The organism is Citrobacter sp. Cf136 (assembly GCF_030333815.1).
In the GTDB taxonomy this organism is placed as follows: domain Bacteria; phylum Pseudomonadota; class Gammaproteobacteria; order Enterobacterales; family Enterobacteriaceae; genus Citrobacter; species Citrobacter freundii.
Genome location: NZ_JAOWFE010000032.1, coordinates 532,605 through 546,840, shown reverse-complemented (window position 1 = coordinate 546,840; position 14,236 = coordinate 532,605). Strand labels below are relative to the sequence as shown.

Below are 14,236 nucleotides of genomic sequence, written 5' to 3'. Positions count from 1 at the left end.
CCTTCAGGGTGAGAAGAAATTGGCAGGAAAACGGATATTAATGACAAAAGCATCCAGAAGCACGGTTTCTAATCGCTGCCCATCTGGCGCATAGCTGATCACTTTGGCAGGGAGTCCGTGATAATTATCCAGCCAGACGTCATAGCGGTGAACACCATCAACCACCATTGTTCCAGGCCCAACCACAGATACGTGCGTCGTCGCCCGTCCTGCAAGGTTTTCCTTACCAACAGTGGTCATTGTCCCTTCGCGTTGCAGATGACGAATATTGCCCAACAACACGCCGATATCAGAGCGATCCACCCGATGACCACGCTCATCCTGGATCAATGAATTAGTAGGCGACAGGTGCAAAATGGGCAAAGAACCCACACCAAATGGCCATAACGTCACTTTACCGCTGACAGGATTAAAGATAAGCACCGCTCCTGAATGCGGTTGGGTAAAATCCATCCGCACATACCCAGGCTTTTGAAAGCTATAGCGAATAATTTTGCTTTCTTCGGATGGCGACGAGGAGCGCATCATGACCTGATAAGAGGTCAGGTTATTAAATGACTGTTGAGAAAATGCGATGGGATCCATAGCCCTGGCATTCTGCGAAAAAATATTACCTTTTTCCACCGAATATGCTGCACAACTAAAGGTGAGCAATGCTGCGAACATGACTATCGGAGAAGATGAAATGTTCATAGCTGCCCCCTGAACCAGCACGATTGGCAAACAGGAGTTATCACCTGCCGACTGTTTTTATTATAGTTCTTAACTGCGCGGCACTACTCTTCCGGCCCCTCAGACTCAGTATGGGCAGCAGGTTTAAATTATTGGTTTTCTTTTCAGTTGAGATGACAACATAAAGCTATACTTTAATAGCCATACTTTTAATAGGTATTAATCATGAAACTGCCATCGGTATTTTCATGCACCGTTCTCATATTACTGCTGCTGTCGTCATCTTCTGCCACATCCAGCGCGTTACAAAACCAGGCCGTCAGAGAGCAAGAGTTAAGCGCGGCACTTCGAGCCGGTAATGGCGTGATCATCATTGGCGGGACGGATGATTTCGTTTTCACGTTCAGGGCACGAAACCGAATCCACAGACACCTGGCGATACAGGATGACTTTGGCGATCCCATCCTGATGAATGGTTTCCAGGACCACAACTATAATCCCGCCCGCGATGGTTTTATCAACAACCCTGCCCGAGGGGGCTTTATGTTTAACGCGCCTATTCGGCGATAGATTGATGAGCAATAGTGAGTTCTATGCTTGTAAAAAACAAGCACAAAAAAACCACCCGTAGGTGGTTTCACGACACTGCTTATTGCTTTGATTATTCTGTTCTTTCCCATGGTACCCGGAGTGGGACTTGAACCCACACAGCGCGAACGCCGAGGGATTTTAAATCCCTTGTGTCTACCGATTCCACCATCCGGGCTCGGGAAGAAATTGGAGGCGCGTTCCGGAGTCGAACCGGACTAGACGGATTTGCAATCCGCTACATAACCGCTTTGCTAACGCGCCGAAATCTTCTGGCTTTTCAGCCAACATCCGCTATTGCCGATGTCTCTAATTTGGAGCGGGAAACGAGACTCGAACTCGCGACCCCGACCTTGGCAAGGTCGTGCTCTACCAACTGAGCTATTCCCGCATCACCAAGTAACTTTGTTAATCACTTGATTTTGTTATCGTCTGGCAATCAGTGCTGCCGTTCGATGCGTTGCATTCTACTTACCTGACGCAATGAGTCAACGATATTTTTCACCACTAACGATCGTTTGCTGAAATTTGCGTCGAAACGATCACTGATCAAGCAAATCTCCACGTGCAGCGCTCAAATACTGGAACATTGACCACAAAGTCAGTATCGCGGCGACGAAGAAAAGTGCGATCCCAGCATACTCTACCCAGATATTTGGACGCCACAGCAGCCAGGCCAGAGCAGCCATTTGCGAAGTGGTTTTCACTTTACCGATCCAGGATACGGCTACGCTGCTGCGTTTACCCAGTTCGGCCATCCATTCACGTAGTGCAGAGATGATAATTTCACGCGCAATCATTGTTGCGGCAGGAAGCGTCACCCACCAGCTGTGGTAATGCTCGGTCACCAGGACCATCGCGATAGCCACCAGCACCTTATCAGCGACCGGATCGAGGAAGGCGCCAAAACGCGTGCTTTGGTTCCAGCGGCGTGCCAGAAAACCGTCAAACCAGTCAGTGACCGCTGCGATACAGAAGATCAGCGCACAAACAAAGGGAGCCCAGGTGAATGGCAGGTAAAAAGCCAATACAAAGAATGGGATCAGGATGACGCGAAACAGCGTGAGCAACGTAGGGATATTAAATTGCATATGACGGATAACTATCTGTTGTCAGTGAAATTACCCCTATGTTGCTACAGAGGGCCTAATGTTTCAACGAGTAGAAGATCTTTTCTGCCAGAGCTTGCGAAATACCCGGCACTTTTGCAATTTCTTCGATACTTGCATTACGAAGACCTTGCAAACCTCCCATATATTTCAACAACATCTGGCGACGCTTTGGTCCGACACCTTCGATGGTCTCAAGCGTGCTGGTGCTTTTCACTTTCGCCCGCTTTTTACGATGCCCGCTAATCGCATGATCGTGAGATTCATCGCGGATATGCTGGATAACGTGCAATGCAGGCGAATCCGGCGGCAGACTAAAGCCCTCACCTTCCGGCTCAAAGAACAGTGTTTCCAGACCGGCTTTACGATCGGCCCCTTTTGCCACCCCCAGCAAGAGTGGGTGCTGTTTGTCCCAGGGAACGTCCAGTTCAGCAAAAACGGCTTTCGCCTGCCCTAACTGACCTTTACCACCGTCGATCAATATGACGTCCGGAATCTTACTTTCTTCAATCGCCTTACCATAACGCCGACGTAAGACCTGATTCATCGCCGCATAATCATCACCCGGCGTAATGCCGGTAATATTGTAACGCCGATATTCTGCACGCAGCGGGCCATTGGCATCAAAAACCACACAGGAGGCTACTGTCTGCTCCCCCATCGTATGGCTAATGTCGAAGCACTCCATACGCTTCACCGCAGGTAACTTCAATACGGAGGCCAGCGCCGTCAGACGTTGCGTAATCGTCGACTGCTGAGAAAGTTTCGTAGTGAGCGCCACTGCCGCGTTGGTCCGCGCCAGCTTCAGATAACGCGCGCGATCCCCTCGCGGTTTCGTCTGCACGTTAATCTTCCGTCCGGCCAGTTCAGACAGAGAGTCTGCCAGCAGGGTTTTATCGCTAAGATTGAAATCGAGCAGGATCTCCCCGGGTAAGGTACGCATCTGGCTCCCCTGCAGATAAAACTGCCCGACAAAGGTTTCGACGACCTCGCCGAGTTCCGTACCACCGGGTACTTTAGGGAAATAGCTGCGGCTGCCCAGCACTTTACCCTGGCGAATAAACAGAACGTGCACACAGGCCATGCCGGCGTCAAACGCTACGCCAATGACGTCCAGATCGTCTCCGGTGTTAGAGACAAACTGTTTTTCGGTCACGCGGCGTACGGCCTGGATTTGGTCACGAATTCGCGCAGCCTCTTCAAATTCGAGATTTTGGCTGGCCTTTTCCATGCGGGTGATCAGCTGTGTTAATACCTGATCGTCTTTTCCGGACAGGAACAGACGAACATACTCGACTTGCTGAGCATACTCTTCCTCGCTCACCAGACCCGCGACACACGGGCCGAGACAGCGGCCAATCTGATATTGCAGACAAGGTCGAGAACGGTTGCGATAAACGCTGTTTTCGCACTGGCGGATAGGGAATATTTTCTGCAACAGCGCCAACGTTTCACGCACCGCATAACCGTTAGGGAACGGTCCAAAGTACTCGCCTTTGGCATGCTTTGCCCCACGATGCATCGTCAGACGCGGGTGGGTATCGCCGCTAAGGAATATAAAGGGGTAGGATTTATCATCACGCAGCAATACGTTATAACGCGGCTGATATAGCTTGATGTAGTTGTGCTCAAGCAATAACGCTTCGGTTTCAGTGTGCGTTACCGTGACATCAATCTGCTGGATTTGCGCGACCAGCGCTTCGGTCTTGCGTGACGCAAGATTACTACGGAAGTAGCTGGAAAGCCTTTTTTTCAGGTCTTTCGCTTTCCCGACATAGATAACCGTTCCGGCGGTATCATACATACGATAGACGCCGGGCTGACTGGTCACGGTTTTCAGGAACGCTTTGGCATCAAACAGATCTGTCACTGGCTTGCTAATGTCTCCGCATTACACAGGCCATGGCGAATTGCCAGGTGAGTCAGCTCTACATCGCCATGAATGTTTAATTTACTGAACATTCGATAGCGATAGCTATTCACCGTTTTAGGACTAAGATTCAGTTGCTCTGAGATCTCATTAACCTTCTGACCTTTGGTGATCATCAGCATAATCTGCAACTCGCGTTCAGACAAACTGGCAAACGGGGTTTCCGTTTTCTCAGGCTCAATCTGGCTGAGCGCCATTTGCTGAGCGATATCGGAGGCTATATACCGTTGCCCGGAAAAAACCGAACGAATCGCACTCACTACTTCCTGGGGGGCAGCGCCTTTGCTGAGATACCCTGCGGCCCCTGCCTGCATAACTTTTGCTGGTAATGGGTTTTCAGTGTGTACCGTCAGCATGATCACTTTAATGTCTGCCGTGGAACGCGCAATTTTGCGGGTTGCTTCCAGACCGCCAATACCGGGCATATTCATATCCATCAGCACAACGTCAACGGAATTTGAGCGGCACCATTTTACCGCATCTTCACCGCAGCACGCTTCGCCGACAACTTTTATGCCTTTTATATCTTCCAGAATGCGTCGTATCCCTGCGCGCACCAGTTCGTGGTCATCAACAAGAAAAACGTTGATCAAAGGAATATCTCCAGAATAGGGATAACGCTACCGATAGTTAATCGGTCCTATGTTAACGGGTTTTATCTCAACTTTGAAATGTAAAAAACACCCGACTTTCGATTTTGCTCTCGTTTTTGGAAATTAGATTGTACGACGAGTGGAAACTTTCAGTCCTGGCAGCCGTCTGCCACGGTTATATCTGCATAGCTGTTTCATAATGGTGACAAAAAGATCATATTCCTTCGCTGAATGCAAACCAGGCAGTCAAAGTTGTAACAATAATTAACGAGGAAAATACTCGAAATAAACAACATGTGGAGAAAATATATGCACTGCAACATGTTGTTTATTTTAATGTCCACAACATTGGTCCGCGCAAAAAACAACCACAGATATTTTTAGCCTCGCTTATGGTATACTCCGCCGCCTTAAGATTTGACATCGCACTTTTTCATTGAAACATAACGAGGAAAATAAATGAGTACGTCTGACTTTTCCACTGCTGAGAATAACCAGGAACTGGCCAATGAAGTCACCTGCCTGAAAGCCATGTTAACGCTGATGCTGCAGGCAATGGGTCAAGCCGATGCAGGCCGCGTGATTCTTAAAATGGAAAAACAGCTCGCGCTGATTGAAGATCAATCACAGGCTGCGGTATTTTCCAACACGGTTAAGCAAATTAAACAAGCTTACCGCCAGTAATAAGAAACCGGCTGATAGCAATGCTCTCAGCCGGTTTTGCGTCTGACACTCAGAACGATAATTTACTCAGATAAGCCCGGTTGCCGCGGCATAACAGGCTATCTGCGTTTTGTTTGGCGCATTGAATTTCTTTTGCATATTCTTCTGGTGGAAGTTCACGGTATTTTCAGAAATCGACAGAATGATGGCTATCTCTGAAGAGGTCTTCCCTTCTGCCGTCCATTTCAATATTTCCTTTTCCCGCTTGCTAAAACGCATCTCTGGCGCCATAACCATGTCATCTTCCAGTCGCGTCAGTACAGACAGACTTTCCCGTACCAGAAGCTGCATCCTGAGCTCTACTTCATCGCTCGCAAGGCGACTGTTACGGATACTTGCACGCGATACAGATAAAAAACCCAACGCCCGGTTAGGCAACATTAAGCATTGCGTCATCCCTTTGCGTAAACCGTGATTGCGCGCGGCGTCCCACAAAGGTTGCGCATCGCGAAACAGAGTATCGTTCCAGGGTAAATGCCCCTGGCTGAAGTTTTCAGGTTTCAGCACCGGATCAATAGCAAAATAATTTTCGGACTGATAATGCGCCACCCATGCTTTGGGATAGGTCGTATGAAGTGACGTTTTAGGTCGGGTAAAAGGTACCGGATGACGAACACAGAGCGCGTAGAAATCAAACTCTAAGTGCTGCGTCTGTTGTTGTAATTCCGTATAGACATCCTCTGCCGTCGCCATTTCCTGAAAGCGTAACAGCATGCTCCGTCGCCAGGTGAAGAAATCAAGATCCTGCATACTAAGTGGTAATGCCCCTGAGATTGATAATCATCCAAACATATGAAACAAGCTAACACATAAATGTATTTTATATATGCAAATTATCGGACAAATGAACAATTACTTGAGTATTACTCAACAGCGGAAGTAAGTAACAGAATCAAATGTTAATAATAAAGCAATAATTATAAATAGTTATGCGAAGAGCACTCGCCAGAAACAATCCCGGCGAGTGCCATATACACTATTTATTGCATCAAAAACTTTTCAAGAAACTGACGGGTACGTGGCTGCTGCGGGTGCGTGAATAAGGACTTTGCTGGTCCCTGCTCGACTATCCGTCCTTGATCCATAAATATCGCTCTATCGGCGACATCGCGAGCAAAGCTCATTTCATGCGTCACAATTACCATGGTGCGTTTTTCCTGCGCCAGTTGGCGGATGGTATTAAGTACCTCGCCAACCAGTTCAGGATCAAGTGCGGAGGTCGGTTCATCAAAAAGAATAACCTCAGGTCGCATCGCCAGCGCCCGGGCAATCGCTACGCGCTGCTGCTGTCCACCCGATAAACGCCGCGGATAGCTGGTTTCTTTGCCCGCCAGTCCGACTTTCGCCAGCAGTTCACGCGCACGAGCTGTCGCTTCAGCTTTTGGTTCACCTTTGACTATCACCGGCCCTTCAATAATGTTTTCCAGCACTGTCCGATGGGGAAACAGATTAAAGTTCTGGAACACAAAACCGACGTGCTGGCGTAACTGACGAATCAGCCCTTTCTGCTGGGTCAACGAACGCGCGGTATCAATGGTAATCTCACCCACTTTAATGGTGCCCGCCTCCGGTTGCTCCAGCAAATTGATGCTACGCAGCAGCGTGGTTTTGCCCGATCCGCTCGGCCCGATAATCGCCACCACTTCACCAGGTTTGACGTCAAGATCGATCCCATGCAGCACCGTTTGCCCATGAAATTTTTTGACCAGGTTTCTGACTTCGATAGCACTCATTTCGGCTCTCTCTCCTGGCGGTTCAGTTGTTCTTCAAAATAGTTTTGCAGCGCAGAAAGCACCGTCGCCATCACCCAGTAAATCAACGAGGCCGCCAGATACATCGTAAAGACTTCCAACGTACGCGAGGTAATCAGCTGCGCCTGACGGAACAGTTCCGGTACCTGAATAGTGGCGGCCAAAGAGGTATCTTTCACCAGACTGATAAAGCTGTTGCTCAGCGGCGGCAACGCAACGCGCGCAGCCTGCGGCAGGATTGCCCGGCGCATGGTCTGCCAGCGTGTCATACCAATACTGGCACCCGCCTCCCACTGTCCTTTGTCGATGGAAGAGATTGCCGCACGCAGGGTTTCCGCAGCGTAGGCGGCTGTATTAAGCGACAAGCCAATCATCGCCGCCGGGATGGGATCAAGCTCAATTCCAAACTGCGGCAGACCGTAATAAATCATAAACAGCTGGGCAATCAGCGGTGTTCCGCGAAAAATAGAGATATAAAAACGCGCCAGCCAGCGCACAGGCAGCAGCGGCGACAGACGCATCAACGCCAGGATAAACCCCAGCACGAGGCCAAAAAACATCCCGCCGATACTCAGTTGCAGCGTAAAAACCGCGCCTTTGAGCAGATACGGCAGGGAATCAATTACCAGTTGGATACTTTCATGCATTAGCGTTTTTCGACCTGGTTGTTACACGTGAGGATGGTAGGCAAACAGTGCAGGCGCCCCACCGGTATGGATAAAGAGGATTGGCCCTTCATCTTTGAAGCGCTTCTGGCTGATGCCGTCAATCAAACCCGCCATCGCCTTACCGGTATACACCGGATCCAACAAAATGCCTTCCAGGCGCGCCAGCAGTTTTACTGCCTCCATGCCTTCTTCGTTTGGCGTACCGTAGCCCGGCGCATAATAATCATCCCATAACAGGATATCCGCTGAGGCCGTCAGTTCCAGTTCATGGGCAATATCCTGCTGCAACGTGACAACTTTGGGTTTTTGATCGGCGACGCTGCGCGAGACGGTCACGCCGATAAGCTCGACGTCTGGCATCAGTTGTTCCAGGCCCACGGCCAGTCCGGCATGCGTTCCCGCACTGCCCGATGCGACCACCACGGAAGAGAGCGAAACGGCCCCTTCACACTGCTGGGCAATTTCCAGCGCGCTTTCCACATACCCCATCGCCCCCAGAGCATTAGAGCCCCCAACCGGGATCACATACGGGCGGAACCCTTGCGCTTCAATGCGCGTCGCCAGCTCCTGCAACTGCGCATTCGGATCGGTCAGCGCGTCACACATTTCGATCTGCGTATTAAACAGATCCAACAGCAGACGGTTGCCATTGGTGAGATAGTTTTCCGCCGTGGTGCCAATCGGATTTTCCAACAGCGCCACGCAGTGCAGGCCAAGCTTAGCCGCTACCGCCGCCGTCTGGCGAACATGGTTAGACTGGATGGCACCCGCGGTTATCAGCGTATCTGCGCCTTCACGCAGCGCGTCTGCGGCCAGAAACTCCAGCTTACGCAGCTTATTGCCGCCCATGGCCATCGGCGTGACGTCATCGCGTTTGATGAAAATATCGCGCCCAAGGTAGTCGGAGAAGCGTGGAAGATATTCAAGCGGCGTTGGCGCGCCAATAAATTCCAGACGTGGAAAGCGCGTTAAGTTATGCAGCGGCATACAGCCTCCGGTATTCGTTGTTGTGATGTTCTTTTTATTATGCACGTTCAGGCGCAATGAAATAAAAAAAGGCGCTGTTAAAGGCGCCTTTTTTTCAGCGGATGATGATCATTTCGTCACATCCGCTCCAAACCATTTTTCAGACAGGGCTTTCAGCGTACCGTCTTTCTGCATTTCAGCAATGGCCGCATCAACCGCTTTCAGCAGATCTTCATTGCCTTTGCGCAGCGCCACGCCGGACTCCTGACGGGAGAACGCTTCACCGGTCACAGCCAGCGTATCCTTGGTTTTCTTGACCAGATCCAGCGCCGCCAGACGGTCAACCAGAATGGCGTCGATACGGCCTACACGCAGATCCTGGTATTTAGTCGGGTCGTCATCATAGGTACGAATATCCACGCCCTGCACGTTCTGGCGCAGCCACTCTTCATAGTTGGTGCCCAGACCAACGCCGACTTTTTTACCTTTCAGGTCGGCAGCGGTCTTAATAACGCCTTCATTGCCTTTTTTCACCAGCGCCTGAATACCAGAAACCGTATACGGGGTAGAGAAATCGTATTTTTTCTTACGTTCGTCAGAGATGGTCACCTGGTTGATGACCACATCAATGCGCTTGGAATCAAGAGAGGCCAGCATACCGTCCCACTTGGTCGGCTTCAGGTTAGCTTTCACCCCAAGGTGCTTGGCCAGTTCCTCAGCGAATTCCACTTCGAAACCGGTCAGCTTGCCGTCATCGCCCTGAAAACTAAACGGGGGATAGGTCCCTTCCAGGCCCACCAGCAGCGTGCCGCGCTCTTTAACTTTATTTAACAGACCTTCATCTGCATAAGTCTTTACGCTCATTCCGGCGACAAGTGCAACAGCCATTACACCCATCAGAGCCTGACGTCCCAGAAGTGCTAATTTCATAGTTACCCCGAATATTGTCATTAGTGACTATCATTTATGACTACAGTGTAAAACGTTTGCTGTGATCCACAAACACGACTCTGTTACACCTTATTCGTTTTTAATATATATCAGAACTGGCTGTCCAGGAGGATTTCTGCATATGCCCTATATGCGTATGGGCTTTAAACTGCTCATACTTACGTAAGGCGATGCGGTAATTGTTGGTGCTGGTTTCCGGCAGCCACGGGGCAAGGTTTTCGTCGAGGAACCCTTCCTGTAGCAGATCGTGAGAGATATTTTGTTCGGTCAGGTGATTCCCGAGGCGACGCAGACGGACAACGTATTCACGTACCGTACCGTGACTCATTTCTGTCTGCTCAAATAAAAACTGTTTAAAACCGATAATATCGAAAAAGTCGCTCTGCTCTTTGCAATGCAAATCACCGCAAAAACGACACAGTGCCACCCACTCTTTTTTCTCCTGCTCCCACTCGGCTTCATCCAACAAAGTGTCCAGGCGGGCGATGGCGATTTTATTCACAATTTGCCCGCGACGAACCAGCGTGATCCTGTCGAGCAACTTAAAGCAATGGGCGCAATGCGTCTGGCTGTGTTTGAAATCTTTGAGGTAGCGGCTTAGAGGCCGTCTTTTTGATTGCTGCACCGTCATGAGAACTCCTGGTAGTCAATTCGTAATGCGGCATTGTTCAGGGGTAATAATGTACCCCTATAGCTTACCCAGCTTGGTGCGTAGACGTTTGATGGCCTGACTGTGCAACTGGCTGACCCGTGATTCCCCGACTTCCAGTACTGCGCCAATCTCTTTCAGATTCAGCTCTTCCTGGTAGTACAGCGTTAACACCAGCTTTTCGCGCTCCGGCAACGCCTCGATCGCGTCCATCACGCGCTGGCGGAGGTTACCCTCAAGAAGCTGTTGTAACGGGTTTTCCTGCTGATGTTCTTCCGTCACCAGCTCAATACTATCGCCATGCTCTTCCCGCCACTCGTCATAAGAGAAGAGTTGGCTGTTATTGGTATCGAGCAACATCTGACGATACTCTTGCACAGGAATAGCCAGACGCGCCGCCACTTCGGTTTCCGTCGCGTTGCGCCCTAATTCCTGCTCCAGTTGTCCCATCGCCTGTGCCACTTCGCGAGCATTGCGCCGAACGCTACGCGGCACCCAATCCCGGCTACGTAGTTCGTCCAGCATTGCCCCACGAATACGCTGCACTGCGTAAGTGGTAAATGCCGTTCCTTGCAAAGCGTCATATCGGTCAACGGCATTCAATAACCCGATGCCGCCCGCTTGTAGCAGGTCATCCAGTTCTACGCTCGCCGGCAAACGCACCTGAAGGCGCAATGCTTCGTGACGCACCAACGGTACATAACGCTGCCACAGCGAGTGTTTATCCATTACACCTTCAGCGGTATACAGTGAATTCACGATAAACAGCCCTGCGTTAAATGAGTTATCGGCATGATTATCCGTTTCTGCAGGGGGTTCTATCGGAGGAATAAGGCTATAAAAGAAGGGTTATTTCACTTATGTAGCTGATGGCGTTATTTCGCATCGGAAATAATCAAACATAAATCAAATAGTTAGCTTACGAGGGATGCGTTTTCACGCATCCCCGTTAAAATTATGTCAAGAGATGAATCATCGACAGGTCATCACCCGTTCTGACGGTCTCGATGTGCTTATGGAAATTCTCATGGACGGTAGGATTATGCTGACTTCTCGAATGGAAGCTGTAGATGATATTGATTGCATCTTCCTTCTCAAGGTATGTTCTTTCGTAGGCGCTCGCGGCAATCAACATTTTGATGAAGTAGTATTCAACGCCTATCATGTATAAGGATCGTAACGCGTCTACGCTCTTTTGATTAGGGAAATTGTTTTCCCAAATCTTATACAAAATAAGATTTTTAAGATCGAATCCAGTCTCATCCTGTTGTTCGTAAACCTTCTTCCAGGTCGCCTCTAGTCTGGCGATCCCCTCATCTAAAGACTGCGTATCGTGCTGAGTTAACATTCTCAGTAGGCACTGAATATAATAATTCAGCACTCCCCCACCTCGACTTACCTTGATGCCACGGAAATAATCCTGTATTAAGAGCACCAATGATACTTTAATATTTCTATTCATCGAGAAATCTAACAACTCTTTTCTTAATTCTCCTGATTGAAGTTGAGCCAACAGCGTATGATAAACGGGTTCAATCTCTGCCAATGCGCTATTATCAAACACCTTAAATTTCTCGATAAATAGCGTAAATTTAATCAGCGCATAAAATCCGGCGTTGATATCACGCCCAGCCTGATCCACAAGACTTAAACAAAAAAGATTCAACAACTTTTGTTGTTGAGAAAGTGCTGGCATTGCATTAGCTTTAGGCTTAACAATACTTTTTTCATTCAAAATCATTGCATGGGGATCTGTTAATATAATATTTGTGACTTCAGGACATGATAAACTCAGCGCTTTTCTCACATCGTTTTTATAAATGCGCTCGATACGTGGAAATGTTTTACAGGTAGTACTTAGCGCCTGGACTCCCAGCGTTTTTTGTACCTGGCACAGGCTATCTTCGGTAAGATATGGGCAGTTTCCTGTACCATCCGCAAGCTTAATCATCCCCCATTGCGTAATATCTTTTTTAAGCAGAATAATGTTCTCTTTGGCAATATTTTTGATGATCTCATTTTTGCTGGATGCATATTTATTCACCGTTGCCTTATCCAGATGTATATTCCAGCTTTTACAGCAATGATCGCGACATTGCGTGCCAGTGCACTGAAACGTAGTCACAAAATTGGGTTCAGTAACGGTAATTTCTTGCATTCTTCAGACTCCAGTATAGAAAAAAGGCAGCTTTCGCTGCCTTTATTGTCTCTAATGACTTAGTAACCCAATCGATGGATTAACGCAGTAAAGAGAGGACGTTTTGCGTGGTCTGGTTAGCCTGTGCCAGTACAGAAGTACCCGCCTGTTGCAGGATCTGAGCACGAGACATGTTGGACACTTCGGTCGCGTAATCGGAGTCTTCGATACGGCTACGAGCAGAAGACAAGTTGTTTACGGTGTTACCCAGGTTGGTGATAGTTGAGTCAAAACGGTTTTGAATTGCACCAAGTGAACTTCTCTGCCCATCAACCATCTTCAGGGCGCTATCAATAGTTGAAAGCACATCAGGATTACTGGAAATTGCCGTGCCTACTTTAACTTTACCGGTTGAATCGATATCAGCACGATAATAATCGGTACCTTCCTTGATCACATAACCCAGAGTACCGTCGTCTTTTTTATACGAGTTTAAAGTCTGGTTAGCAGCCAATGATTTGGTATCAACAGTAACTTTTTTCGTCGCGACATTCGCTTCAGTGACCGCTTTAGTCGTATCAACATTAGCTGCAATATCAGTAGAGCCAGAATCCCAAGTTACTTTACCATCAGTAGCGATAGTTGCTGCATGGTAGGTTGCCCCCGTTTTAACTGCGTAACCAGAGCCATCACTTAAAGCATAAAGTCCATCAGCTGTTTTCTTCGTAGCATTACCATCAGCCTGGATATCTGCAGTCACCTTTTTATATGAAATGGCAACATTCGCAGTACCATCAGCAATGGCCGTAGTATTAACCTTTGTAGTGTCAAAACCAGTATCGACAGAGAATTTAGACAGTCCTAAAGTTGTCGTATCAATCTTTTTAAGATCAATTTCAATTTTCTCACCGTCATTAGCACCAACTTGAATACCTAACTTCGTATCCTGAGTAAGAACTTTTACGCCGTTAAATTGAGTTTGACCGGAGATGCGGTCAATTTCCGCCAGTCGTTGTTCAATTTCCTGCTGAATTGATTGAACGTCACTATCAGAGTTTGTCCCGTTCTGAGATTGAACAGCCAGTTCACGCACACGTTGCAGGTTGTTGTTGATTTCGTTCAGTGCACCTTCGGTGGTCTGTGCGATGGAGATACCGTCGTTGGCGTTACGAGATGCCTGGGTCAGACCTTTAATGTTAGAACTAAAGCGGTTGGCAATTGCCTGGCCAGCAGCATCGTCTTTCGCGCTGTTGATACGCAGACCGGAGGACAGACGCTCGATAGCGGAGCTCAGTGAGGACTGAGATTTGTTCAGGTTATTCTGGGTCAACAGCGACAGGCTGTTTGTATTGATGACTTGTGCCATGATCTTTTCCTTATCAATTACAACTTGATGTTATTGGGCTGTTGCCCACGGTTTCTCACCGTAACCCATGTATCGGCACCTTAATTTCGAACTTTAGGAAATTTTTTGTTTTCGCCATTTTTTTCTTAGCCCA

16 protein-coding genes and 3 tRNA genes are annotated in these 14,236 nt (G+C 48.6%); 3 read left to right on the top strand and 16 right to left on the bottom strand.

From position 1 onward, the window contains the following. Window positions 1-3: 3 nt before the first annotated feature. A complete protein-coding gene (locus tag OGV98_RS06930) occupies window positions 4-693 on the bottom strand; it encodes a LolA family protein (protein ID WP_202581186.1) in 690 nt (229 codons plus the stop codon). Window positions 694-897: 204 nt separating this feature from the next. On the opposite strand from OGV98_RS06930, the gene OGV98_RS06925 reads away from it, so the two are divergent. After that, entirely contained in the window at window positions 898-1,242 is a 345-nt protein-coding gene (locus OGV98_RS06925) for a hypothetical protein (protein ID WP_016150545.1), read from the top strand. A gap of 109 nt (window positions 1,243-1,351) precedes the next feature. Here OGV98_RS06925 and OGV98_RS06920 read toward each other — a convergent pair. The 6 genes from OGV98_RS06920 to uvrY all read right to left on the bottom strand — a co-directional run bounded on the left by OGV98_RS06920 (window position 1,352) and on the right by uvrY (window position 4,892). Beyond that, window positions 1,352-1,438, bottom strand: a tRNA-Leu gene (locus OGV98_RS06920). A 12-nt stretch (window positions 1,439-1,450) separates the two neighbouring features. Beyond that, window positions 1,451-1,524: transfer RNA gene (locus tag OGV98_RS06915), tRNA-Cys, on the bottom strand. 51 nt (window positions 1,525-1,575) lie between these two features. Then, window positions 1,576-1,651, bottom strand: a tRNA-Gly gene (locus OGV98_RS06910). A 151-nt stretch (window positions 1,652-1,802) separates the two neighbouring features. Then, window positions 1,803-2,351 carry a CDP-diacylglycerol--glycerol-3-phosphate 3-phosphatidyltransferase gene (gene pgsA / locus OGV98_RS06905; RefSeq protein ID WP_003030490.1) on the bottom strand — a complete coding sequence of 183 codons (549 nt, stop codon included), beginning with the start codon at window positions 2,349-2,351 and terminating at the stop codon, window positions 1,803-1,805. 55 nt (window positions 2,352-2,406) lie between these two features. Then, entirely contained in the window at window positions 2,407-4,239 is a 1,833-nt protein-coding gene (uvrC, locus tag OGV98_RS06900) for an excinuclease ABC subunit UvrC (RefSeq protein ID WP_286551138.1), read from the bottom strand. Further along, a complete protein-coding gene (uvrY, locus tag OGV98_RS06895; protein ID WP_003030486.1) occupies window positions 4,236-4,892 on the bottom strand; it encodes a UvrY/SirA/GacA family response regulator transcription factor in 657 nt (218 codons plus the stop codon). The genes uvrC and uvrY overlap by 4 nt, the downstream gene beginning before the upstream one ends. Before the next feature lie 296 nt (window positions 4,893-5,188). On the opposite strand from uvrY, the gene OGV98_RS23600 reads away from it, so the two are divergent. Next, on the top strand, window positions 5,189-5,332 hold the full coding sequence (locus OGV98_RS23600) for a hypothetical protein (protein ID WP_418219448.1): 144 nt from the start codon (window positions 5,189-5,191) through the stop codon (window positions 5,330-5,332). Window positions 5,333-5,351: 19 nt separating this feature from the next. Further along, window positions 5,352-5,576 carry a DUF2594 family protein gene (locus tag OGV98_RS06890; RefSeq protein WP_202581185.1) on the top strand — a complete coding sequence of 75 codons (225 nt, stop codon included), beginning with the start codon at window positions 5,352-5,354 and terminating at the stop codon, window positions 5,574-5,576. Between the two features lie 66 nt (window positions 5,577-5,642). Here the strand turns inward: OGV98_RS06890 and sdiA are convergent, their stop codons facing one another. From sdiA to OGV98_RS06845, 9 genes are all read right to left on the bottom strand, one after another. Next, window positions 5,643-6,365 carry a quorum-sensing transcriptional regulator SdiA gene (sdiA, locus tag OGV98_RS06885; RefSeq protein ID WP_003030480.1) on the bottom strand — a complete coding sequence of 241 codons (723 nt, stop codon included), beginning with the start codon at window positions 6,363-6,365 and terminating at the stop codon, window positions 5,643-5,645. Window positions 6,366-6,595: 230 nt separating this feature from the next. After that, complete coding sequence (gene tcyN / locus OGV98_RS06880) at window positions 6,596-7,348, bottom strand: L-cystine ABC transporter ATP-binding protein TcyN (protein ID WP_003030477.1); 753 nt, start codon at window positions 7,346-7,348, stop codon at window positions 6,596-6,598. Continuing rightward, window positions 7,345-8,013 (bottom strand): cystine ABC transporter permease, encoded by a 669-nt coding sequence (tcyL, locus tag OGV98_RS06875; protein WP_003030474.1) that lies wholly within the window; start codon window positions 8,011-8,013, stop codon window positions 7,345-7,347. Before tcyL ends, tcyN begins: the two co-directional genes overlap by 4 nt. 21 nt (window positions 8,014-8,034) lie before the next feature. Beyond that, on the bottom strand, window positions 8,035-9,021 hold the full coding sequence (gene dcyD, locus OGV98_RS06870) for a D-cysteine desulfhydrase (protein ID WP_106107211.1): 987 nt from the start codon (window positions 9,019-9,021) through the stop codon (window positions 8,035-8,037). 108 nt (window positions 9,022-9,129) lie between these two features. Then, the gene (gene tcyJ / locus OGV98_RS06865) at window positions 9,130-9,930 is read right to left on the bottom strand and encodes a cystine ABC transporter substrate-binding protein (protein WP_003030469.1); all 801 of its coding nucleotides are present in this window, start codon (window positions 9,928-9,930) and stop codon (window positions 9,130-9,132) included. 100 nt (window positions 9,931-10,030) lie between these two features. Continuing rightward, window positions 10,031-10,582, bottom strand: coding sequence for a flagella biosynthesis regulatory protein FliZ (gene fliZ / locus OGV98_RS06860; protein WP_016150547.1), 552 nt, complete (start codon window positions 10,580-10,582; stop codon window positions 10,031-10,033). A 57-nt stretch (window positions 10,583-10,639) separates the two neighbouring features. Next, entirely contained in the window at window positions 10,640-11,359 is a 720-nt protein-coding gene (locus tag OGV98_RS06855; RefSeq protein ID WP_003030465.1) for an RNA polymerase sigma factor FliA, read from the bottom strand. A 196-nt stretch (window positions 11,360-11,555) separates the two neighbouring features. Then, window positions 11,556-12,758: a flagellin lysine-N-methylase gene (gene fliB, locus OGV98_RS06850; protein WP_286551134.1), complete on the bottom strand. Its 1,203-nt coding sequence runs from the start codon at window positions 12,756-12,758 to the stop codon at window positions 11,556-11,558. Between the two features lie 79 nt (window positions 12,759-12,837). After that, window positions 12,838-14,103, bottom strand: coding sequence for a FliC/FljB family flagellin (locus tag OGV98_RS06845; protein WP_202581182.1), 1,266 nt, complete (start codon window positions 14,101-14,103; stop codon window positions 12,838-12,840). Window positions 14,104-14,236 lie beyond the last annotated feature (133 nt).